Origin of the sequence: Aquicoccus porphyridii (assembly GCF_008369105.1) — a bacterium.
Taxonomy (GTDB): Bacteria; Pseudomonadota; Alphaproteobacteria; order Rhodobacterales; family Rhodobacteraceae; genus Aquicoccus; species Aquicoccus porphyridii.
Genome location: NZ_VINQ01000001.1, coordinates 616,212 through 639,696, shown reverse-complemented (window position 1 = coordinate 639,696; position 23,485 = coordinate 616,212). Strand labels below are relative to the sequence as shown.

The window sequence follows — 23,485 nt, the reverse complement described above, 5'->3', positions numbered from 1 at the left end:
TCGACGTCGAAACGAGCGGCGGCGGAAGCTATACCAGCTTCATCGGCACGGCCAGCGATGACACCATCGCGGCCAACAACGTCGACAGCGTCGTCCAGGGCCGCGGCGGCGACGACGCCATCGACATCTCGGCTCCGGGCGCGAACACCGTCGTGTTCGAGGCCAGTCCCGGCGACAATGGTTTTGACACCGTCACCGGGTTCAGCACCGGCGGCGCGCTCGCCGACCGGATCGGGATCGCGCTTGACGATACTGCCCGCGACGCACTGCGCGGCGATGGCAGCATCATGGAATCGCTGGCCGATGGCGGCACGCTGGGGGCCAATACCGGGCTGGTCGTCTTCACCACCGCCATGGCCGACCTGTCGGAGGGCGCGGTGCGCACGGCGATTGACGGGCTGAGCGGTCCGGCGGATGGCGATGTGCTCTATTTCCTGGCGTCCGACGGCACCGATGCACAGCTTTACGAGGTCGAGGTGCAGGCCGGGGCCGACACAGTCACCGAAATGGCGCTGTTCTCGGGGCTGGACGATCTGTCGGGTGTCGGTTCGCCCAGCATCCTCGGTTTTGCCGCTGGCGCGGACTTGTAACCTCTGACCGCGCCATGCGCGGCATGGCGCGGGGCAGACATTGCATGATGCAAGGGCTATGCTCTTCATTGATTTATCCTGCATGATGGAAGCCGCCAGATGAACGATCCCGACCATTCAGGAGAGGACGTGACCACGAATGCCCCCATCCCCGTCAGCCCCGAACGCCATGGCGGGCGGTTCTGGCGGCGGTTCACCTCGTGGGATTTCGCCGCCCGGCGACGCCTGGTTCCGATTGTGCTGGGCGAGCATGAACAGGTCGCCGCGAGCCTGCCGTTCTTTTTCGTTCGCACCCGGGCCGGCGTCTGGCCGGTGGCGCTTTCGCGTCTCAGGGAGGAGGGGCCCTGTGCCATGGTTTCGCCGAACGGCGTCTGGCGCGGCAGTTACATCCCGTCGATCCTGCGGGTGCATCCCTTTACCGCGCAGCGCACGCCCGAGGGGAGCCTTGCGCTCCTGGTGGACGAGGCGAGCGGGTTTGTCACGGATGACCCCGGGGACGAGCCGTTTTTCACCGATGACGGCAACCCCACCCCGGCGATGCAGCAGGTGATCGGCTTTTTCCAGGAACGCACCGCCGCCGAGACGCGAACCCGCGACGCGATGGCCGAGGTGATGGCCCGCGACTTGCTGGTGCCGTTCGAGGCGCCGCCGGGGTTGGCGCAGATGGATACGCAAGGGCTTCTGGTGCCCGATCGCGCCCGGATCGAGAGCCTGCGCCGCACCGAGCTTTCGGCGCTGCATCGCTGCGGGGCCTTGGTGCTTTTGCATGTGCAGGCGGTTTCGCTGCATCATTTGCCGCTCATCGCCGCGGCCGAGGCCCAGCCGGATCGCCCGGCGAGCGCGGCCGCGCCCGACCTGCCCACGGCGGCGCCCGACACGCCGGGCCCGGCCCAGGAGGCCGCGCTTTCGGGGTTCCTTGACGCCTTGGCCGCGTCGCAGGAACGCGAGGCGGATCTTCCGGCCCGGGATGAGGACGAAAAACCCGACCATGACGGCCCGACGGGGACATCGCGGGGTTAGCATTGGCCTGCGGATGGCGTATAGAGGGCGAAATGGCGCAAGCGATTGAAAGAAAGGCATTGATGACATGACCACCCAGTGCAGCGAGATCGCCGTCGGCGCACCCGCGCCGCGACGTTGGCGGTTTGCGGCAAACCTGCTGCCGGTGGTGGGGGCGGTGCTGTTGCTGATCGGCTGTGCGGAGATGCCTGATCTCGAGTCGCTGGAAAGCGGGTTCGACGCACCGCCCGGCGAACGCGAGGTGCGCGTGTCCGATTCGGTGTCGCGCAGCACGTTCGGTCAAACGGTGGTCCGGGCGGTGCAGACCCATCCGCGGCTGACCGCGTCGGATGCGGATATTCGCGCCGCCCAGGCGCGCGAGGATGGCGAGGCCACCGGCTACCTGCCGCGGTTCTCGCTCGGGGCGACGATCGGGTCTGGGGTGACTGGCGGCAACGGGGTGGCCCCGGTTCTCCAGATCTTGCAATTGATCTATGACGGGGGCGCCACGGCGAGCCGCCAGATCGCGGCGCGGGCGCGGGTTTTCGAGAGCCGGGGCTCGCGACTCGAGGTGGCCGCCGCGTTGACCATGGAAGCCGTCGAAGCGTGGCACAACCTGGTCTCGGCGCGTGAGCAGCACGATCTTGCCCGCAGCAATGCGAATGCGCATCGTCATCTCCTGGAGCAGGTCGAAGACCGTTTCGGGGCGGGGGCGGGAACCCAGTCGGATGTCTTGACGGCGCGGGCGCGGCTGGCGAACGCGGTGTCGCGCGAGGTGCAGGCCCTGTCGCAGCGCGACCGGGCCGAGGCGGTGTTCCGCGAGGTCTTTGGCCGCGGCTCCGGTGCATTGGCCGATCCGCCACCCGCGCCGAAGCTGCCCGATGCGCAGGATGATGCGCTGATCGCCGCCAGCCCGCGAATCCGCGGGTTGGACGCGTCGATCAAGGCCGCGGAGGCCGATCTCGCGGCGACCGAGGCGGCGCAGTTCCCCCAGTTGCAGATGCGCGGGACGGCGCAGCGGGCGGCAACGGGATCGGGCGCGGATCGCGGCGCCGACCTGGTGCTCGATTACGATCCGGGCGCGCCGGGCCAGAAGGCCGCGGCGATCCGCGAGGCCGAGGCCCGGCTGGAGGCGTTGCGGGCCGACCGTGAAGGGCTGGCGCGCGAGATTCGCCGGGCGCTCGATTTCGTGCGTTCGGACCAGCGCGCGGGCCAGGCCCGGCTGCGGGCCGCGCGTGACGCCGTCAGTGCCAACGAGGCCACGGTCGCCTCGGCGCGCGAGCAGTTTTCCATCGGCCGACGCAGCCTGATCGGTTTGCTCGATGCGCAGCGCGACCTTTTCGATGCCGGTGAGACCCTGATCGTGGCGAAACGCGAGCTGGCGCTGAGCGGGTATGCCGCGCTGGCGTTGACGGGGGATATTCTCGATGCGTTCGGGATTGTCCTGCCGCAGGTTCACACCGAGGGCGAGACGGTCGAGCAGGATGATGAAAGCGAAGACCCGGTTGCGCAAGAGCTTGCGCAGGGAACCAGCGAGGATTGGGGAAGATGAGCGAATCGCGCGTCGTCAGGCTGGACCAGGGCGAGCAGGCAACTGCATCGGGCGGGCGTGACGATGTCACGCCGCTGGAAGCCTGCATGCTGCATGTGGCGTCGACGCTGGATCGGCCGATCACGCTGGCCGCGTTGCAGGCGGCGCAATCGGGCGCGCAGGGTAGCCTGACGGTACGCGATGCGATCGTCGCGTCCGAACGGTCCGGAATCCAGGCGGGGTTCGGCAAGCGCCGGCTCAAGGATTTCGACAACACGCTGACGCCGGCGATCCTGTTGCTCGACGATAACCGGGCCGTGGTACTGTACCAGAAGCTGCCCGGCAACCGGCTGGCCGTCTATGATCCGGATCTCGGCGAGGGGCTGGGCGAGGTCGCGCTCGACACGATCGAGGAGATCTATACCGGATACGCGCTCCTGATGCGCGCCGAGCATCGCGATGACATCGCCGCCCAGAGCGGCGGGCGGCAGGGGCACTGGTTCTGGTCCACGCTGGCGCAGAACCGCTGGGCCTATACGCAGGTGTTGCTCGCGGCGGTTCTGGCCAACTTCCTTGGCCTCTCCACATCGCTGTTCATCATGGTGGTCTATGACCGGGTGTTGCCGAACGAGGCGCTGGAATCGCTTATCGCGCTGACTTTCGGAGTGGGGATCGCGCTGTTCTTCGATTTCCTGATCAAGAGCCTGCGCGCCGGTTTCATCGACCGCGCCGGGCAGCGGGCCGACATGGTGATGGGGCGGCGCATATTCGACCAGTTGCTCGATATGCAGATGCGGGCGCGCAAGGGCTCGACCGGGGCGCTGGCCAGCACCCTGCGCGAGTTCGAGACGCTGCGCGAATTCTTCACCTCGGCCACGCTGGTGGCGGTGGTGGACCTGCCGTTCATCGTGCTGTTCATCGGGGTGATCCACCTGATCGGCGGTCCGCTGGCGATGGTGCCGGCAATCGCGGTGCCGGTGGTGCTGATCGTCGGGATCGCGGTGCAGCCGGTGCTGTCACGCCTCGCCGAGAAGAGTTTCGCCGACGGGCAGTCGAAACAGGGCGTGCTGGTCGAGACCGTTGCCGGGCTTGAGACGATCAAGGCCGCCGGGGCGCAGCGGCGCATGCGCGCGCGCTGGGAAGAGGCGATCGCGCGGCAGTCGGAACATGGGCTGAAAAGCCGCGCGGTGACGCAGTTCGCGATCAACGCGACCGCCTTCACGCAGCAGGCGGCCCAGGTGATGATCGTGTTCTACGGTGTGTTCCTGATCACCGCGGGCGAGGTCAGCATGGGGGCGCTGATTGCCTGTGTCATCCTCACCGGGCGCACGCTGGCGCCTCTGGCGCAACTGGCGCAGACGCTGACGCGGTTCAACCAGGCGCGCACCTCCTATCGCAGCCTCGATGCGCTGATGAAGGCCGACAGCGAACGCCCCGAGGGCAAGGGCTGGATCTCGCGGCCGCGGCTGAAGGGCGAAATCAGTTTCGACAACGTGTCGTTCGCCTATCCTGATCAGGGCATTGATGCGCTCAGCAACATGTCCTTTACCATCAAGCCGGGAGAGAAGGTTGCGATCCTCGGGCGGATCGGGTCGGGCAAGAGCACGGTTGCGCGGCTCATGCTGGGCCTTTACGAGCCGCGCTCGGGCTCGGTTCGGATGGACGGGATCGACATCCGGCAGATCGACCCGGGCGATCTGCGCCGCAACGTGGGGTCGGTGTTGCAGGACGTGTGGCTGTTCACCGGCACGGTGCGCGAGAACATCGCCATCGGCGCGATGCGCCCGCGCGACAACGATATCCTCGAGGCCGCGCATATCGCCGGGGTGGAAGATTTCGTCAAACGCCATCCATCGGGTTACGACATGATGCTCGCCGAGCGTGGCGAGGGGCTTTCGGGGGGGCAGAAACAGGCGATCACGCTGGCGCGCGCGCTGGTGGGGCGGCCGCCGGTTCTGTTGATGGACGAACCGACCAGCGCCATGGACGTGCAGAACGAGGCCGAGGTCATTGCCCGGCTCAAGACCGAGATGACCGACCGCACCGTGGTGATCGTCACCCACCGCACCAGCCTTCTGGAGCTGGTCGACCGGGTGATCGTGGTGGATCAGGGCAAGATCGCCGCCGATGGTCCCAAGAGCATTCTCAACCGGCGTGCGCAGGCCAGCGCGGGGGCGTCGGGCGTGGGCGACAGTGGCGAGGCCGGCAAGGGGGGGCGTGCGGATGGCGCGTAACCATGACCTCGAGAAGATGGCGCGGGAGATGCGCGGCTCTTCACCGTTTCGCGGGTCGCTGCTGCTTGCGGTGATCCTGCTCTTCCTGCTGGCGGCCGGGGTCTGGGCGGCGCGCACCGAACTTGATGACGTGACCCGCGCCGAGGGGCGCATCGTTCCGTCGCGCGATCTTCAGATCATCCAGGCCACGGAGCCGGGCGTGTTGCAGGCCGTGCATGTGTCGGAGGGCGACATCGTCCAGAAGGGCGATCTGCTCATGGAGCTGGATGGCACGCAGATTTCCAGCCAGCTCGACCAGGAACAACAGCGCGCTTATGGCCTGATGGCCCGGATCGAACGGCTTCAGGCCGAGATCGACGGTGTCGAACTGGAGTTTCCCGACATCCTGATCGAACGCGCCCCCGACGTGGTGCGCTCGGAATCGGCGCTCTATCACGGGCGGCGGGCCGAGTTGAATGACGAGATCGACATCCTCGAGCGTCAGCGCAACCAGCGCCAGCAGCAATACGAAGAGGGTCGTGTCGATCTGCAGACCGCGCGCGAGACCCTTGAGGTGGTGGCCGAGGAACGCGCCATCATGGAGCCGCTCGTCGAGCGCGGGGTCGAACCCGAGACGACGCTGTTGTCCTTGCGCCGCACCGAGGCGGAATGGCGCGGGCGCGAAACCCGTGCGAAGGCGTCGCTGGCGCGGTTGCAGTCGGCGCTGGACGAGATCGACGACCAGGTGCGCGCGCGCCGCTCGCAACAGCGCTCTTCGGCGCTTTCGGATCTGGCGCTGGCGACGGCGGAACTGGCGGCGTTGAAACCGTCGCTGCCAGCCCTGCAAAGCCGGGCGGCCCGCGCGCGGCTGCGCGCGCCGGTCCGGGGTGTGGTCAACCGAATCCACCGCCTGACCCTTGGCGGTCTGGCGCGCGCGGGCGAAGACCTGATCGAGATCGTGCCGCTTGACGATACGCTGCTTGTCGAAGCCTATGTGCGACCGGCCGACATCGCCTTTATCTATCCGGGGCAGCCGGTGAAGGTGAAGGTGACGGCCTATGACTTTTCCCGCTATGGCAGCCTTGACGGTGAGATCGTGCGCATCGGGGCCGACGCGGTGACCCGGTCGGAACGCGACGAGGAGGAGTTTTTCGTCGTGGGCATCCGCACCGAGGACAACATCCTCGATGCCGATGGGGTCGCGGTGGAAATCATGCCCGGCATGGTCACACAGGTCGATATCCTGTCGGGAAGCAAGACCGTTCTGGAATACCTCACCCGGCCGGTGGTGCGGGTGAAGGACAACGCCCTGCGCGAATAACCCGCAGATCAGGCCATATCGCCGAGGTTGCCCAGCAGGATGCCGGTGATCGACAGGGTATCGGCCATGTCCGGCCCGGTCAGGTGAATCCCGGTGTCGTAATGCACCGAACGTGCGGAAATGGTGCCGAGGTCGGCGGCGGTGTCGATGAACACCCATTCACGGGTCAACGCGGTGTCCAGCCCGACCGCAAAGCGCAGCAGATCGAGGGCATCGGTGGCCGTGACCTGACCGTCGCGGTTCACATCGGCGGCGATGAAATCGAGCGGCCCGGCGCCCGCATTGAGCCCGACGGCGAGGCGCAGCACGTCGAGCGCGTCGGCGGCGCCGATTGCCGGGTCGCCCGCGGTATGAAACCGGGTCAGGACCAGCCTGCCCTCGGACGCGGGCGGCAAGGTGAAGCCGCCCAGTGAATCGGTCGTGGTGCCGTAGGTTGTTCCGCTTTCGGGGAACAGGGTGACGATGGCCCCCTCGAGCCCCTGTCCGGCGCGATCGACCACGCGCGACCCGCTGTCGGGGGGCGGCGGCGTGTCACCGTCCGGGTCATCCGGGTCACCGTCGGGGGGCGGGTCCGCGGGGGTGTCATCGTCGGGCTGGCCTGCGTCACTGCTGATGTCACCGAGGGTCAGCACCCGATCAGGCCAATGGAAGCCACGGGGGAAGATGTCATCCGCGCCGAGGCCCGTGCCATCCTGCGAGACGATGAAGACATCGTAATCGCGATAGGAGACCAGCGCGCCCCGGTCCGTGGTGGTGACCGCAAGCTGTGTCACGCCACGCAGCATCGGCCAGTCCGACAGGTCGAGCCGATCGAGCCCGGGCTCGAAATCGGTGATCTGGACCGGCGCGTCCTGCATGCGCGCGACGAATATGTCGGCGCCCGCGCCACCGGTCAGCACGGCGTTATCGGGGGATGAGATCAGGATGTCGCGCCCCGCGCCGCCCGTGGCGATTTCGCCGGTCACGCCAAGCTCGGCCAGTGGCACGCGCACCACGCCCAGCCCCGGGTCGCGTTGTGATCCGGCGGTGACGATGAGATCGTCGTCGATGATCGCCGCCGACAGGGTGCTGACGTTGTAGAGCCCCGCATCCGTCTGGTGCGCAAGCGTATCAAGCCAGATGAGCCGCCCGTCACCGGAGAGCAGGAACAGGCTCAGCCCGTGATCGGCGCCGCCCGCCACCACCAGCACGTCATCGCCCCGTTGCGCGGTCGCCAGTGCCTGCACCCCGCCGAAACGGGTGTTGAGCGTGTCGATGACATGGTCGGCCGCGTGCAATGAGCCGTCCGGGTCGAGCGCGAGGACCGAGAGCGATGAGCTCCCCGCCGCGGCAAGGATCACCCAGTGCCCCGAGGTGGTTTCGACCAGCTCCAGCGCGGTGGGCGTGGCGATGCCGAGGCCCTCGGCGGTTCCGAAACGGGTGATCGTGCCCGTGCCATCGCGTGGCATGACCGTGACGTGACTGTCAAAGGCCCCGAGCACCACGACATGAGCCGCATCGCCCACGCCGCCGACTTCGAGCCCCACCGTTTCGCGCTGCCATGAGCCATCCGCGACGGGTGCGACGCCGGTGTCGCTATGCACCGCAAAGGCGCGCAGCATGGCGTCGTTGCCTGCGGCGATCTCGTTTCGGGCGGTTTCAAACGGGATGCCGACGCGCGCGCCGATGCTTGCGTCGTCGCCGATCCGGTAGCCAAGAAGCGCATCCGTCCCCGCGCCGAAGACCAGCACCGGGCCGTCGCCGGTTTCGATCAGCGCGAGTTTGCCGCTGGCGGCCAGCGCATCCGACCCGCTGAAAAGGCGACTATCGGTGAGCGCAAGGCGGCCGTCGGCCCCTAGGCGAAAGGCGATCACCCCACCCAAGCGCCCGGTTCCGGCCAGCACGAAGGTGCCTGCGGCGGTGTCCAGTGTCACCGTGTCGGTGACCCCGTTCTCGAACGCCTCGATCCCGGTGCCCGCCCTGTCGTGAAATTCCAGCCACATGGCCCGCCTCACCTGCTTCCACAGGGGGCAGGGTGGGCAGGAAGGCGGGCGCAGGCGCGGCCGCCAACGTGACCAAAACGCGGCGTTTAGCGCCGATTTTTCTCAAAACCGAGTGTTTCGGACCGACCGGGTGCGTAGGTGAGCCCGGCGGTGGGTCGGGGGCACCGCTGCGATGCCCCCGGCCTGTCGTGGCGGATCAGCCGACGACCGTTTCCATGTTACCGATCAGGATGCCGGTCATCGGCACGTCGAAATTCGCCGCAAGGGCATCGACGGCGGCGCCGCTGCTGACCGACGTGTTGCTTGCGCCGAGGTCCAGCGCATCCCAGTCGGTGTCGGCGGCGAAGAACGTCCAGTGCGGGGTGTGCTCGCTTTCAAGGCCGACGGCGTGGCGCAACACGTCGAGCGCGTCGCCCGCCGTGGCCCGCCTGTCGCCGTCGATGTCGGCGGCGACGAAATTCTGCGCCTCGGCCGGGCCGAACGAGGGCGGCAGGCCCACCGCGATGCGCAGCACGTCAAGGGCGTCGCCCGCGTTGATGCCGGGATCGGTGTCGGCGTCATAGCCGCGCGTAGCGTTGAGGTGGCCGTCTTCACCCGCGACCATGTCGAAGCTGAAATCGCCATCGTCACGGGTCAGGCGCGCGAGGCTGACGCTGCGGCCCGTGGGCTGGAAGGTCACGGTGGCGCCGGTGATGTCCTCGCCCGCGAGGCTGGTCAGTTTGCCCGACAGGGTCAAAAGCCCCTCGAGCCCGCCACCGTCTGTATCCGGTGTCTCGATCGCCGGGGCCTCGGCCGGGCGGCTGTCGATCGCCGTCTGGGTGTTGGTCGCGGTGTCGATATAGCTCTCGTCCTCGGTCAGCAGGTAGTCGAGAACCGCCTGCTGGAAGGCGAGCGTGCCCGGCGCCAGCCCGCCAGCCGTGACCACGGCCTCGGCCGCGCTCACATCGGCGGGGTCGAAATTGTCGAGGCCGATCATGCCGGTGGGGTAGTTGGGCAGGTAATAGCTGTCGGGGCCCTCGCCCGCGCCATAGCTGAACAGGCTGTCGGCGGCGTCATCGACGCGCCAGTCGTCACGATACTGGCCATAGACATCGTCGAATTTCAGCGGCCGATCGAGCGGTGTGCCATCGGCCAGCGCGATGTCATTGGCGGCGTTGCCGTCGGCATTGCCCAGAAGCCCTTCGACATTGCCGCCCCAGTAACCGTCAAGCGCAACGGTGATATCCACCCGCCCGCCGACCACGCCGACCACGACGGCGCTATAGCCGGTTTCGAGATCGCCGTCGCGGGTGTGGATCAGGGTATAGGTGTCGCCCTCGCGATAGACCCGGTCCTGCCCGACGAGGATGAATCCGCCATCGGCCACGGCGGTGGCGACGCCATCGACCGTCAGCGGGTTTGCCGCCGCCGCATCGACCATGACATTGCCACCGTCAAGCCGCACCCCGGCGGCGACGTTGGCGGTCACGTTCTCGCCCACCGGGCTCATCCGGGCCTGCACCTCGAAATCCGAACCGTCGGTGGCGCGGGTCAGCACGTATTCGCCCGCAGCGTGGAAGTCATAGGCCGCGCCGTCGAGCGTCAGAAGGTGCGGGTCACCGTTGTTCAGACCCAGAAGACCCTCGGGCAGGGGTGGCAGGCCCAGCCCTTCGAGAAGGATGCTGATCTCGTCGATCAGCGCCTGGAGCGCCATGGCGTCGGTCAGGTCTGTTTCGGGGATGTGCAGGATCGTCTCGCCCATCGGGTCGGTCAGGGTGATGGGCCCGAGCGTATAGCCCTCGAATTCCCAGGGTGGCTCGAAGAAACCGGACATCGAGAATTGATACTCGGTGTCGGCCTCCAGTTCGACCGCGACCCAGTCACGATCGGCCTCGGGGAAGAGAACGCCGTTGAACGTGAACGTTCCCGGCCCGTTGAAGATATAGGGGGTGGTGGCGTCGGCGGGCGCATCCGCGTCTTCGCTCAACTCTGTCCAATCTCCTGTACTCCCGGACATCCAGAACCCCATGTCGTAAAAGCCGATGCCCGCATCGCCGACGCTCGCGCCGAACATGTAGAATGTTTCGCTGACCGTGGGGGTGTAGGAGAAATACGCATAGCCACCGTGGAAATGCGGGCTGCCGGGGTCGGAGGTGTCGGCGTTTTCAGCGACCAGCGTGCCACTGGCATCGTAAAGGCGCAGGTGCGGGGATTGCACACCGCCTTCGCCCCATTCCATTTCCATCTGCAGAAGCGTGTTCAGCAACTCATGCAGCGGCGGGGTGGTGATGGTGGCATCAAGGGTGTATCCGCCCGCCGCGACCGTGTAGCTTCCAGTGGCGAAATCGACGCCCAGCGAAAGCAGTTCGGTGCCGGAATCGCGCAGTACCACTTCGGTGATGTCATACTCCATCAACGGAGCAAGGAACGCCTCGCGCTCGGCGCTGCTCATGTAGACGATGTTGTCGATCTCGCTTGCCATTCCGACGAGTGCGCCGAAATCCCCGAGCGTGTCGGGAAAGGCGCCGGTGAATTCCAGCGACTGGTTCCCGGTGGTCAGGGTATAGCTGGTGCTGCCCATGTCGAGCGACAGGATCTCGGTGCTGCCATAGTCGATCGTGACCGTGTCGAGCGTGCCGGTGGCCAGCCCCTCCATGAGGGCCGTTTCCAGCTCTTCGATGCTGCTGATCGGGCTGATGCCGCTGCCGCTGAAGGACACGGTATAGGTCTGCGGATAGGCCGGGTCGGTGCTTTGCTCGAAAAACTGGATGAGGCTTGCGGAGAGCGATGGCGGCGCGGCCGGGTCGGTATCCCCGAGGGCCGAAAGCTCTCCCTCGTAATCGAGGGCAAAGTTCTTGAGGCCGGGAAGAATGGTGTCGTCTTCAAGCAAATCCCTGAAGCCGGGCGTAAGGATGACACTGGTCATTTCTGGGGTCCTGTCAGTCTGTTATGTTCGATGTGGGAATGCGCATTGCGCAATGGGGAGCGGACACGCGACCTTGCTGCCGCATGCCCTTGATTCGGGCGACAAAATCAGATGGGAAAAGCATTCTTCACCCTCCACAATACAGTCTAGCGTTTACATATCCGCGCTCGGGGCAACCATGATCTGTGTCAACATCAACTTCCCGACCCGGATCATGCGGAGGTTCGCAGATCGGGGCGCGTGCTGGGTTGTCCTGCTGCTTTTCGGCGTTGTCGGCCTGGGAGGATGCACCGGGGGCAATCTGCACCCGGAGATCACGGTCATGCAGGAGGATCAGGGCTATGCCCCCGCGGCCATTGATCACGCGGTCGACAGTTTCCTCGGCGACTGGCGGGCCGGGTCCGGCAGCGGGGCGGGGGGCGGATTCGGTGGCGGCGGGTCGACGCCGGCATATCGCACGCAGAGGAGCCTTGAGACGGCGTTCGGAATTCGGGCGCGCCAGCAGCTTGACCCGCGTTGGCAGCTTGAGGGTGTCATCCGCGGCGGGCGGGGGCAGGGGCGCCATTTCCTTCCCGACGGGGCGGGCATTTTCAAGGACCCGATCACCATTGCCGCCGACACCCGTTTCGCCGAGGCCGAAGCCGCGATCACGCATCGCCTTGGCCCCGGCTTCCTGCCCGAGGCCCTGCCGGGATCGGTGAGCGTTTCGGCGGGGCTGGGCGTGCGGCAGGTGCATAGCCGCATGAGGATCAATTCCGCGCTGCTGGCGATTGATGCAAGTCACCGGCAGCGGCTGGAATTTGCCAAGTTGAGCGCACAATACCATCTTCCGCTTGCCCGTGGTGCGGGAGAACTGGCGCTTTTCGCCGAGGCGCGCGGCCATGGGCGCGACAGCGGAACGCTGCGAGGGGGCGCGCGGCTGATCCTGTCGCTATCGCGCCCGCGCTGAGCCTGGCTTTCATTCGTTTTCTTCGTGCGGGACGGGGCAGGCCGGGATGCCGGTGAAACCGTTGCCGTGCTGCAATAACGGGCATGACAATGGTCCAGACCGGGTGATAACAAGGGCATGGAATGAATGACGCCGCTTCATGGGCGAAACTGCGAGGTGACCATGCCGCCGATCAAGGAACCGACTGCGAACGAACAGTTTTTCCTCGAAATGCTCAACCGTGCGCGGCTTGACCCCGCGGCCGAGGCCGCGCGCTTTGGCATCGGTCTCAACGATCCCACGCCCGGAAACCCGGACGACACGCCATCGGTCGTGCTGACCCCCGATGCGAAGCAACCGCTGGCCTATAATTCGTTGGTGGGACTCGCGGCGGAGGGGCATTCGCAGGACATGCTTGACCGCGACTATTTCGCCCATGAAGCCCCCGCGCCGGCCCCCAATGGCACCACGCCCGGAGACCGCATGGAAAGTGCCGGTTATACGTTCACCGGTAGCTGGACCTGGGGCGAGAATATCGCGTGGAGCGGCACCACCGGCGAGATCGACCTCGATGCGAGCATCCTGTCGCATCATGAAGGGCTGTTCAAAAGCGCAGGGCACCGGGTGAACATCCTCAACGATGCATTTCGGGAAACCGGCGTGTCACAGGTGGCTGGCGAATTCACGGCACCGGACAGCGAGGGGGTGGAGCATGATTATAACGCCTCGATGCTGACCAACAAGTTCGCGACTTCCGGCTCTGACATTTTCCTGACCGGCGTGGTTCATGACGATCTTGATGGCGACCTGTTCTATTCCCCGGGCGAGGGGCGGGCGGGTGTCTCGGTTTCGGCCTCGGGTGGGGCGACGACATCGGCCACCGCGGGGGGCTATGCGTTGGCGCTGGCCGAAGGCACCACGCGGGTCGAGGTGACGTTCGACTGGGACGGAACGCCGGGCACGGCGACGCTGGACATGGGCGGGCGCAATGCCAAGTTCGACATCGTCGGGGGAACGCGGCTGATGTCGTCGGCCGACCTGGAACTGGGCGCGGGCGTGGTCGAGGCGGGGCTGCTGGGCGTGGAGGACCTCAGCCTGACGGGCAATGAGTTCGACAACCTGTTGATCGCGGGGCGGGGCAACAACACCATCGACGGCGGCAGCGGCGATGACATCGTGCAGTTCGCTGGCCTGCTCGCCGATTACGAGATCACGGTCGAGGCGGGAACGATCACCGTCACCGATACGCGCGAGGATCACCTCAATGAAGGTGTGAATACCCTGATGAATGTCGCCACCTTGCGGTTCGCCGACGGGGATCATGTGCTCGAACCGTCGCTGGACCCCGGGGATGGCCCGGTGCTGCTTTCGGGTGTGCTGAGCGATCTCGCCGGGGATGCGATCGCCGGGGCCGAGGTGACGTTCACGCCCGAGGGGGAAACGGCACCCGCCCTCGGCATGACCAGCGATGGCGCGGGTGCCTTTGCGCTGGGGCTGGAGGAGGGCGCGTCGGGCCAGCTCGATGCGCAGCGCGACCATGGGTCGGGCGACCCGGCGATCGCCTCGGGTGATGCGCTTGACGTGTTGCGCCTCGCGGTCGGGTTGGAGCCGTCCTTTGGCCCGGCGCAGTCGGCGCATTTCGTTGCGGCCGACATCAACGAGAACGGGGCGGTCACGCCCAACGATGCGTTGGAGGTGCTGCGTCACGCGGTGGGATTGGCCAGCGATCATGCCCCGAAATGGGTGTTCTTCGATGCCGCGACCGATTGGGCCGCGCTGACGCTTGACGCGGACAACGCCGCGCTGCCCCGTGGCATGGAGATTGCCAGCCTCGACAGCGATCTCGAGGTCGAGATGACCGGTATCCTGTTGGGCAACATGGCCACGCTTTAGGAACGGCGGCGGGGCCGGGCGATGCGCGACCCCGGATCGCCCGCCGGTCCCGACGGGTGGGATCAGTCGAGAAACGCCTTTTCGACCACGTATTGCTTGGGATCGGAATTCGCGCCTTCCTCGAGCCCCATCTCTTCGAGCATCGCCTTGAGTTCGAGATTGAAGGCGAGGTTGCCGCAGATCATCGCGCGGTCGGTTTCGGGCCGAATCGGTTCGATGCCGAGATCGCCATAGACATCGCCCGCGCGCAGAAGATCGGTGATGCGCCCCATCTTGGCGCTCTCCTCGCGGGTGGTGGTGGGGTAATATTTGAGCTTTTCGTGAAAGCCCTCGCCGATCAGTTCGGCCAGCATCTCGTCGGAGCGGATGTTTTCGATCAGTTCGCGCCCGTAATCGAGTTCGCCCACCTCGCGGCAGGTATGGGTGAGGATGATCTCTTCGTAATCCTCGTAGGTCTGCGGGTCGCGCAGGAGCGAGGCGAAGGGCGCGATGCCGGTGCCGGTGGCAAAGAACCAGAGGCGTTTGCCGGGCAGGAGCGCGTCATGCACCAGCGTGCCCACGGGTTTGGGGCGCAGGATGATCTGGTCGCCTGGCTCGATATGCTGAAGCCGCGAGGTGAGCGGGCCGTCCTGCACCTTGATCGAGTAGAATTCCAGTTCCTCGTCCCACGAAGGTGACGCGATGGAATAGGCGCGCAGGAGCGGTTTCTCCTTGCCGGTCTTCTCGTCGGTCTGCATCAGCCCGAGCATCACGAATTCGCCGGAGCGAAAGCGCAGGCTGGCCGGTCGGGTCACGCGGAAGGCGAACAGCCGGTCGGTGTAATGCTTGACGGAGGTCACGGTCTGCGCGTCGGGAAGGGTGGGGGCCTTGGGGGCCTTCTGGGCTTGGGTCTGGGTCACTGGGCTCAACTCGGTCATGATTGTTTGTAGGCAAACGAATTGCCCCTCCATATCAGGTTGTGCGGATTTTTGAAGATGTATTCGTGTTGCGTCTTTGATCTGGCGCAAATCGTGTGGGACAGATGCAGGCCCCTGCGCGGGGCAGGCAGGGGCGTGGTGGGCTTCAGGAGGCCGCGCGCAGGCGGGTTTGATGATCATGCGCCTGCCACTCTGCCCGCGCGCGCCATTGCGCCTCGGGCTGGCGGGTGGCGATCTCGGACGGGATCTCGACCTCGTCGAAACCGGCGCGCCGCGCCATGGCGTATTGGTCGGCGATAAGCGGGCCATGGGCGCGCAGCCTGCCACGATAGCCCAGCAGGCGCAATTGCTGCGCGGTGGTGAAGCCGCGGCCATCGGCAAAGCCGGAAAAGGCGATGCGGATCAGGCCGATCGAGGCCAGACGGGGGACGAGATCGGCGAGATCTGCCGCCGGGTCGAGATCGAGCCCGGCGCCGTTCTCGCCCGCGATCTCGCGCGGGTTGTCGGTGAAACCGTGGGGCCAGTCTTCGGGCGCAAAGCCGGTGTCGCGAACAAGGGTGGTGGTCATGACGGAGTCCTTTCAGCGCGGCCATTCACGAAGTGGATGCCGCATTCGGTTTTCTCGTGCCCGCGCCAGCGCCCGGCACGGGGGTCTTCGCCGGGGGCGACCGGGGTGGTGCAAGGCACGCAGCCGATCGACGGATAGCCGCGCGCGGTAAGCGGGTGGCGCGGCAGGGCGTGGGTGTCGAAATACGCGGCGATGCGATCGGGCGACCAGAACGCCAGCGGGTTGAGCTTGATCCGGCCCGCATCCGATTCGACGAGCGGCAGCACGGCGCGGGTTCCGGACTGGAACCGCTTGCGCCCGGTGATCCAGCCGTCGAATCCGTCGAGCGCGCGTTCGAGCGGTGCGGCTTTGCGCGCGGCACAGCAGGCGTCGGGATCGGTTTGGTGCAGGTCATGCGCGACAGGCCCGGGGCGGACATGGTGAATGTTGGTGAGGCCGAGCCGCGTGGCAAGGTCACGCTGGTAGGCCAGCGTTTCGGGGAACAGCATTTCGGTGTCGAGGAAAAGCACCGGCGTAGCGCGGTCGACCGAAGCGGCCATGTGCAAAAGCACTGCGGATTCGGCGCCGAAGGACGAGACCAGCGCGATCCGGCCCAGCGCGCCCGAGAGCGCATAATCGAGCAGTTCCTCGGCGGGCCGGGTGGCGAAATGGGCGTTCAGCACGTCAAGGCTGCGCGGGTGGAGAACGCGAGTGCCTGCGGCGGGCGTATCTGGGGCAAGATGAAGCATCGGATCAGCTTTCATAGAGCGCGGATTTGAACGGGTCGGGGCCAAGGCGCTGATAGGCGGCGAGGAAGCTTTCGTCCTCGTCCTCGCGCAGCTCGAGATAGGCGTCGAGCAGGCGGGCGATGGCCGGCACGATCTCGTCGGCCGAGAAACCCGGCCCGGTGCGCTCGCCGATGGCGAGGGCATCACCGTCGGTGCCGCCCAGCGTGATCTGGTAGGATTCCACGCCGCGCTTGTCGAGCCCGAGAATGCCGATCTGGCCCAGGTGGTGATGCCCGCAAGCGTTGATGCAGCCCGAGATCTTGATCTTGAGCTTGCCAAGATCGGCGTCGAGCCCGGTGCGGTCGAGCATCTCGGAGAGTTGCTGCGCCAGCGGGATCGAGCGGGCGGTGGCCAGCGAGCAGTAATCGAGCCCGGGGCAGGCCACGATATCCGAGGCGCGACCGGCATTGGCGGTGGCGAGGCCCTGGGCAAGCAGGCCCTTGTAGAGCTCGGGCAGGGCCGCAAGGGGGACATGCGGCAGGACGATGTTCTGCTCAGCCGTGAAGCGCAATTCGCCGTAAGCGTGGGTGTCGACCATGTCGGCCAGCGCGCGCATCTGCGCGGTGGTGATGTCGCCGGGGATGCCGCCGATCGGTTTGAGCGAAACCGTCACGATGGCATGGCCGGGCACCTTGTGCGCCGCGAGGTTGGTGTCGGTGAAGCTGCGAAAACCGGGATCGGCGTTGCGGGCGGCGTGATAGGCCGCGTCGTCTTGTGCCACGAGGGGGGGCAGGGCGAATTGCCGTTCGAGATCGCGCAGGAGTGCCTGGTCCGCGCCGTGAAAGGCGGGGCGGCGGCGGGCGAATTCTTCGTCCGTCAGGCGGCGGATCTCGTCGATCCCGTGTTCGTGAACGGCGATCTTGATCCGGGCCTTGTACTTGTTGTCGCGCCGCCCGAGCAGGTTGTAGGTGGCCAGCGCCGCCTCGATATAAGGCAGAAGATCGGCGGCGGGCAGGAACGGGTGCAGGGTCTGGCCGACCATCGGCGTGCGCCCGAGGCCGCCGCCGACGAGGACTTCATAGCCGCGCACGCCGTCCTCTTCGCGGATGCGGATGGCGAGATCATGCGCCTTGAGCACGGCGCGATCCTCGGCCGCGCCGGAAACCGCGATCTTGAACTTGCGTCCGAGGAACTGGAACTCGGGATGGTCGGTCGACCATTGACGAATGAGCTCGGCCACGGGACGGGGATCGGCGATTTCGTCCGCTGCGGCCCCGGCGAAGGGATCGGCGGTGACGTTGCGGATGGTGTTGCCCGAGGTCTGGATCGCGTGCAGGCCGACGCCTGCGAGGTGATCGAGCATGTCGGGAATGTCGACGAGGCGCGGCCAGTTGAACTGCATGTTCTGGCGGGTGGTGACATGGCCATAGCCACGGTCCCAGCGCTCGGCGATAAAGGCCAGCGCGCGCAACTGATCGCTGTTCAGCGTGCCATAGGGGATGGCGACGCGCAGCATGTAGGCGTGAAGCTGGAGATAGACCCCGTTCATCAGCCGCAGGGGACGGAATTCCTCTTCGGTGAGCGCACCATCGAGGCGGCGGGCGACCTGGGCGCGGAACTGGGCGCTGCGGGTGGCAAGATAGCTGTCGAGCGGCATGGTTTGGCTCCGTTCGGGTCCGGGGGGATTCGGGTTACTCGGCGGCGATGGCGGTGGGTCGTGATGCGCTCTCGGCGCCAAAGGCGATCGAGGGGCCGGAGGCGCGCAGGGCTTCGCGGCGGGTGACGGGAACGGGGCCGTTCGCGGTGATCGTGACATCGGCAAGATAGGGCCCGACCACGAGGTGGGTCTGGCGCTGTGCCGCGACGAGGCGGGATTCGGCGTGTTCGGCATCGTCGATGAATTCGGCTTCGACGATTTCGGGGCTCCAGTCGTCGGAACCGGTGAGATAGACGACATCGCCGGAAGTGAGTGCATTGGCGGTGACGATCTTGTAGACAGGGTCAGACATGGTGGCCTCCTGGACGATCACTTTTCTCTCCCCTCAACATAGGAAATTATTCCCATTCTCCGCCAGATATGCGAGAGAATAAGGAAAATGGTTTCGTAAACAGGTCTCAAGGACAGGTTTATTCGGAAAATGAGGAGAACGCGGGAATGGCGGCCCGACTGGACGAGCTGGACAGGAAAATCCTTGTCGAACTGCAACGCGACGCGGGGCAGTCACTGGACGAAATCGCGCGGCGCGTGGGCTCGTCGAAGACGCCGGTGTGGAATCGGGTGAAGAAGATGCGCGAGGGCGGGGTGATCCGGCAGCAGACCGTGTTGCTCGATGCCGAGGCGCTGGGATTCGAGGCCTGTTTCTTCGTCCTGATCCGCACCAGCGAGCACGAGGCAGAGTGGCAGGCGGCGTTCCTCCAGGCGCTGCGCGATCGGCCCGAGGTGCAGGAGGCGCACCGGCTGGCGGGCGATATCGATTATATCCTGAAGGTGCGGGTCAGGAACGCGCGCGCCTATGATGCCTTTTACCAGGCGCTGATTTCAGAGGTGAAGGTGCATAACGTGACCGCGTTGTTGAGCATGGAGGAGATCAAGTCGACGGTGGCGTTGCCGCTGTGAGGGGCGACATCCGTCGCGGATGCTGTTCAAGTCTGGCGGCGGCGAGGTAAAAGGGGCGATGGAACGTGGTATGACCGGACGTGCGCTTGCGGCGCTTGGCTTTCTCGCCGTTGTGGCGGGGATGAGCGCGGGGGTCTACCATTATGCGCTGAGCCAGGCGCTCGAGCAGGTGGCGCGGCGGGGGCAGGCCGATCTTGCCCTGGCCGCCGACCGGCTGACCAGCCAGTTGCAACGCTACCAGGAAATGGCGGTGCTGATGGCGCCGCACCCGGTTCTGGGTGCGGGGGACCGGGCGGCGGCCGAGGCGCTGCTGTTGTCGGCCTCGGACAAGACGGCGGCGCTCAACCTCATCCATCTGGACAACGCGGGTCGGGTGCTGGCGCAGGCGGATGCGGCGTGGCCCGAGCAACACCTGCGCGCGCCCTGGGTCGAGCGGGCCGGGCATGGTGCGCTGGGTTGGGGGCTGGGGCTCTACGGGGCCGAGGAGCGGCGCGCCTATTTCTATGCCGCGCCGCGATTCGGTGACGATGGCCGGATCGAGGGCGCGCTGGTCGTGGTGGTCGATCTGGACAAGCTGGAGCGCGAATGGCGCGGATCGCGCCCGGCGGTGCTGTTCACCGATGCGGAGGGGCGCGTGTTCGTCACCAACCGCTCGGAGCTGCTTTTCTGGCGCCGTGAGGCGGGCAGGCCCGGGTTGGCCCCGCCCGAAGGCGAAGCCCCGCGCTTTTCCAGCCGCGAGCGTGGCGGGCTGGAATTCTGGCAGGTCGATTGGGGCCCCTACATCCCGGGTGAAATCCTGCATCTCGAACGTGATCTGCCGGTGATCGGGCTGACCGCCGAGGCGCTGATCGACGTGGCCCCGGCGCGGCGGCTGGCCGGGTTGCAGATGGCGGTCTTCGCGGCGCTGTGGCTGGCCTTTGGCGCGCTTCTGTTCCTCGCGATGGAGCGGCGGCGGACATTGGCGCAGGCCAACCGGTTGCTCGAGGCGCGGGTCGAGGCGCGCACCGGGGAGTTGAGGCGCGCGCAGGCCGATCTTGTGCAGGCGGGCAAGCTCTCGGCGCTGGGGCAGATGAGTGCGGGGATCAGCCACGAGTTGAACCAGCCGCTGATGGCGATCCAGCAATTCGCCGAGAATGGCGCGGCCTTCCTTGAGCGCGGGCGGTCGGATGTGGCGGTGGAGAACCTGGGCCGGATCTCGGCGCTGGCGGCACGGGCGGCGCGCATCATCCGCAACCTGCGCGCCTTTGCCCGCAACGAAAGCGAACCGATGGGCCGGGTCGATCTGGTGCAGGTGGTGGCGCAGGCGGTCGAACTGACCGAGACGCGGCTGGCCACCGAGGGGGTGGAGTTGACCTGGACACGTCCGCCCGACCCGATCGCGGTGCGCGGCGGCGAGGTGCGGCTGGGACAGGTCTTTGTCAACCTGATCAACAATGCCGCCGACGCGATGGCGGACCAGACCGAGCCGCGGCGGATCATGGTGGCGATCGAGGATGGCCCGCGACCGCGGGTGGCGGTGCGTGACACCGGGCCGGGCATTGCCGATCCCGAACGTATGTTCGAGCCGTTCTATTCCACCAAGGAGGTGGGCAGCGGTGAGGGGATGGGCCTTGGCCTGTCGATCTCCTATGGTCTGGTGCAGAGCTTTGGCGGCGACATCACCGGCAAGAACGCGGCAGAGGGCCGGGGCGCGGTGTTTACCGTCGAACTTGACCATTGGAGCGAGCAGAAGGAGGCGGCGGCGTGACGCGCAGGGTTCTGTTTGTCGATGACGATGCGGCGGTGCGCGCGGCAATGCGCCAGACGCTGGAACTGGGCGAGTGCGAGCCGGTCATGGCGGGCAGTTTCATCGAGGCCAAGGACCATATCACCCCCGGATTTGCCGGCGTGGTGATCAGCGACATCAGGATGCCGGGGCGTGACGGGTTCCACCTTCTCGATCATGCGCGTGCGGTGGACCGGGAGTTGCCGGTGATCCTGTTGACCGGCGAGGGCGACATTCCGATGGCGGTTCGGGCGATGGAACAGGGGGCGTTCGGGTTCCTGGAAAAACCCTGTGCCCCCGCCGAGTTCCTGGCCGAGGTGGAGCGGGCGCTGAAAACCCGCGCGCTGGTGCTGGAAAACCGTCGCCTCAAGGCGCAGCTTGAAACCGGCGATCCGGCGGCGCGGCTGCTGTTCGGCCATTCCGACAAGGCCGAGGCCCTGCGCGCGCGGGTGCGGTCGGTGGCGCGGGCGGGGGGCGGCGAAATCCTGGTCAGCGGGCCACCGGGGAGCGGCATTCCCAAGGTGGCCGAGGTGGTCCACCTGATGAGCCCGGTGGCGGGCGGGCCGTTCGTCAAGCGCCCCGCGGCGGGGCTGAGCGCGGAGGCGCTGGCCGACCTGTGGCGTGGCGCCGAGGGTGGATCGCTGTTTCTCGACGAGGTGCAGGAGATGCCGCGCGAGACCCAGTTCGCGGCGCTGGAACGGCTGGGCGAGGGGGCGGATATCCGGGTCATCGCCGGATCGAGCGGGGATCTGCGCGCGCTGGTCGAGGCGGGCCGGCTCAACGCCGAGCTGTTCTATCGGCTGGACGTGATGCGGGTGCATATCCCGGCGCTGCGCGAGCGGCCCGAGGATATCCCGGTGCTGTTTCGCCAATACGTGGCGCAGGCCGCCGAGCAGGCCGGGTTGCCGGTGCCCGAGATCGCGCCCGAGCATCTGGCCGGACTGATGGCGCAGGACTGGCCGGGCAATGCGCGCGCGCTGATGAGTGCGGCGATGCGTTTCGTTCTGGGCATGCCCGACGAGGTGCCGGAGGCGGGAGACCTGGGACTGGCCGAGCAACTGGCGCGGGTCGAACGCTCGCTCCTGATCGCGGCACTGGGGCGGCAGAAGGGCCGGGCGAGCGCGGCGGCAGAGGCGCTCAAGCTGCCGCGCAAGACGTTTTACGACAAGCTGGCACGCTATGGGATCAAGCCCGAGGATTACCGTCGCTGAGGGTGGTGCTGGGCCGATGGCGCAGGAGCGAGGGGCCAGCCCCTCGCGCTCCCCGAGGTATTTTTCGGTCAGATGAAGGGAGAATCGGGAAGAAAATCTTGTGCGGATTTTCGCACAGATGGCGTGACCGCTGTGCGGCGAATGGCACAGGACGGCCCGTAGCGGTGCGCCGCCATGTGAGAATTTCGAGCTAACCCACGGAAAAACGGTGATTTCTTTGGCCCCAACAGTCAATCCGGATCAACACTTGCCTGAAAAACACGCGATCGTGAACATGCGGCATCTGCCCGGTTTGCGGGCTGTGTGATTAATTTTCGGGAGGAAAAGATATGAAATTCATGACTGCTGCCGCAACGGCGATGGCGCTGAGCGTGACCGGGGGGGCCGCGATGGCCGCCTGTGACGATGGCGAGATCGTCATCAAGTTCGCCCATGTGACCAACACCGACAAGCACCCCAAGGGCATCGCCGCGTCGCTCTTGCAAGAGCGCGTGAACGAGGAGATGGACGGCAAGGCCTGTATGGAGGTTTTCCCCAACTCGACGCTCTACAATGACGACCAGGTGCTCGAGGCGATACTTCAGGGCGATGTGCAGATGGCCGCGCCGTCGCTGTCGAAATTCGAGAAGTTCACCAAGAAATACCGCATCTTCGATTTGCCCTTCATGTTCAAGAACATCGACGCGGTGGATGCGTTCCAGACGTCGGAAACCGGCCAGGCGATGAAGGAATCGATGACCCGCCGCGGGCTTCTGGGGCTGGAGTTCTGGCACAACGGCATGAAGCAGATCTCGGCCAACAAGCCGCTGATGACGCCCGACGACGCCAAGGGGCTGAAATTCCGGGTGCAGACCTCGGACGTGCTGGTGGCGCAGATGCGTGCCTTGGGCGCGAGCCCGCAGCCGATGGCCTTTTCCGAGGTCTATGGCGCGCTTCAGACCGGCGTTGTCGACGGCCAGGAGAACACGTGGTCGAACATCTATGGCCAGAAATTCTTCGAGGTGCAGGATGGCATCACCGAAACCAACCATGGCATCATCGACTACATGGTGGTGACGGGTGTCGACTGGTGGGACAGCCTGCCCGACGATGTGCGCGATCAACTGTCCACGATCCTGCGCGAGGTGACCGAGACGCGCAACGCCGAATCCGCCAAGGTCAACCAGGAGGCCAAGCAGGCGATCATCGACGCAGGCGGCGAGGTGCGGCAACTGACCGACGAGCAACGCCAGGCCTGGGTTGACGTGATGAAGCCGGTCTGGGCCGAGTTCGAGGCCGATGTGGGCGCCGAGAACATCGCCGCGGCGCAAGAGTTCAACGAGATGAACTGAGCCTTCG

17 protein-coding genes and 1 pseudogene are annotated in these 23,485 nt (G+C 66.4%); 11 read left to right on the top strand and 7 right to left on the bottom strand.

Annotation, left to right across the window (positions count from 1 at the left end):
- The 5 genes and pseudogenes from FLO80_RS22815 to FLO80_RS03070 all read left to right on the top strand — a co-directional run.
- Positions 1-590: pseudogene (locus tag FLO80_RS22815) on the top strand (hypothetical protein); the annotation flags it as partial.
- Positions 591-689: 99 nt separating this feature from the next.
- Positions 690-1,610 carry a SapC family protein gene (locus FLO80_RS03085; protein WP_111361815.1) on the top strand — a complete coding sequence of 307 codons (921 nt, stop codon included), beginning with the start codon at positions 690-692 and terminating at the stop codon, positions 1,608-1,610.
- A gap of 67 nt (positions 1,611-1,677) precedes the next feature.
- Positions 1,678-3,141: a TolC family protein gene (locus tag FLO80_RS03080; protein WP_111361816.1), complete on the top strand. Its 1,464-nt coding sequence runs from the start codon at positions 1,678-1,680 to the stop codon at positions 3,139-3,141.
- Positions 3,138-5,354, top strand: a complete 2,217-nt coding sequence (locus FLO80_RS03075) for a type I secretion system permease/ATPase (RefSeq protein WP_111361817.1) — start codon at positions 3,138-3,140, stop codon at positions 5,352-5,354. The genes FLO80_RS03080 and FLO80_RS03075 overlap by 4 nt, the downstream gene beginning before the upstream one ends.
- Complete coding sequence (locus FLO80_RS03070; RefSeq protein WP_111361818.1) at positions 5,344-6,654, top strand: HlyD family type I secretion periplasmic adaptor subunit; 1,311 nt, start codon at positions 5,344-5,346, stop codon at positions 6,652-6,654. The genes FLO80_RS03075 and FLO80_RS03070 overlap by 11 nt, the downstream gene beginning before the upstream one ends.
- An 8-nt stretch (positions 6,655-6,662) precedes the next feature.
- On the opposite strand, the gene FLO80_RS03065 is transcribed toward FLO80_RS03070, so the two are convergent.
- Positions 6,663-8,636: a M10 family metallopeptidase C-terminal domain-containing protein gene (locus tag FLO80_RS03065; RefSeq protein WP_111361819.1), complete on the bottom strand. Its 1,974-nt coding sequence runs from the start codon at positions 8,634-8,636 to the stop codon at positions 6,663-6,665.
- Positions 8,637-8,832: 196 nt separating this feature from the next.
- Positions 8,833-11,541, bottom strand: coding sequence for a VWD domain-containing protein (locus tag FLO80_RS03060; RefSeq protein ID WP_111361820.1), 2,709 nt, complete (start codon positions 11,539-11,541; stop codon positions 8,833-8,835).
- A 214-nt stretch (positions 11,542-11,755) separates the two neighbouring features.
- Here FLO80_RS03060 and FLO80_RS03055 point away from each other — a divergent pair, with 214 nt between their 5' ends.
- Both FLO80_RS03055 and FLO80_RS03050 read left to right on the top strand, forming a co-directional pair.
- Positions 11,756-12,490, top strand: a complete 735-nt coding sequence (locus FLO80_RS03055; protein ID WP_146610987.1) for a hypothetical protein — start codon at positions 11,756-11,758, stop codon at positions 12,488-12,490.
- 126 nt (positions 12,491-12,616) lie between these two features.
- On the top strand, positions 12,617-14,362 hold the full coding sequence (locus FLO80_RS03050; RefSeq protein ID WP_111361822.1) for a CAP domain-containing protein: 1,746 nt from the start codon (positions 12,617-12,619) through the stop codon (positions 14,360-14,362).
- Between the two features lie 62 nt (positions 14,363-14,424).
- Here the strand turns inward: FLO80_RS03050 and FLO80_RS03045 are convergent, their stop codons facing one another.
- The 5 genes from FLO80_RS03045 to FLO80_RS03025 form a co-directional block, all read right to left on the bottom strand.
- Positions 14,425-15,279, bottom strand: a complete 855-nt coding sequence (locus FLO80_RS03045) for a ferredoxin--NADP reductase (protein WP_111361823.1) — start codon at positions 15,277-15,279, stop codon at positions 14,425-14,427.
- Between the two features lie 145 nt (positions 15,280-15,424).
- Positions 15,425-15,847, bottom strand: a complete 423-nt coding sequence (locus FLO80_RS03040; protein ID WP_111361824.1) for a DUF934 domain-containing protein — start codon at positions 15,845-15,847, stop codon at positions 15,425-15,427.
- Positions 15,844-16,575: a phosphoadenylyl-sulfate reductase gene (locus tag FLO80_RS03035; protein ID WP_111361825.1), complete on the bottom strand. Its 732-nt coding sequence runs from the start codon at positions 16,573-16,575 to the stop codon at positions 15,844-15,846. Before FLO80_RS03035 ends, FLO80_RS03040 begins: the two co-directional genes overlap by 4 nt.
- A gap of 4 nt (positions 16,576-16,579) precedes the next feature.
- Positions 16,580-18,211 (bottom strand): nitrite/sulfite reductase, encoded by a 1,632-nt coding sequence (locus FLO80_RS03030; protein ID WP_111361826.1) that lies wholly within the window; start codon positions 18,209-18,211, stop codon positions 16,580-16,582.
- Between the two features lie 34 nt (positions 18,212-18,245).
- Positions 18,246-18,563 (bottom strand): DUF2849 domain-containing protein, encoded by a 318-nt coding sequence (locus FLO80_RS03025; RefSeq protein ID WP_111362362.1) that lies wholly within the window; start codon positions 18,561-18,563, stop codon positions 18,246-18,248.
- Between the two features lie 146 nt (positions 18,564-18,709).
- Between FLO80_RS03025 and FLO80_RS03020 the strand changes: the two genes are divergently transcribed.
- From FLO80_RS03020 to FLO80_RS03005, 4 genes are all read left to right on the top strand, one after another.
- Positions 18,710-19,171, top strand: coding sequence for an Lrp/AsnC family transcriptional regulator (locus FLO80_RS03020; RefSeq protein WP_111361827.1), 462 nt, complete (start codon positions 18,710-18,712; stop codon positions 19,169-19,171).
- Between the two features lie 58 nt (positions 19,172-19,229).
- Entirely contained in the window at positions 19,230-20,918 is a 1,689-nt protein-coding gene (locus tag FLO80_RS03015) for a sensor histidine kinase (RefSeq protein WP_111362363.1), read from the top strand.
- Positions 20,915-22,147, top strand: a complete 1,233-nt coding sequence (locus FLO80_RS03010; protein WP_111361828.1) for a sigma-54-dependent transcriptional regulator — start codon at positions 20,915-20,917, stop codon at positions 22,145-22,147. Before FLO80_RS03015 ends, FLO80_RS03010 begins: the two co-directional genes overlap by 4 nt.
- A 329-nt stretch (positions 22,148-22,476) precedes the next feature.
- The gene (locus tag FLO80_RS03005) at positions 22,477-23,478 is read left to right on the top strand and encodes a TRAP transporter substrate-binding protein (protein WP_111361829.1); all 1,002 of its coding nucleotides are present in this window, start codon (positions 22,477-22,479) and stop codon (positions 23,476-23,478) included.
- Positions 23,479-23,485: the final 7 nt, after the last annotated feature.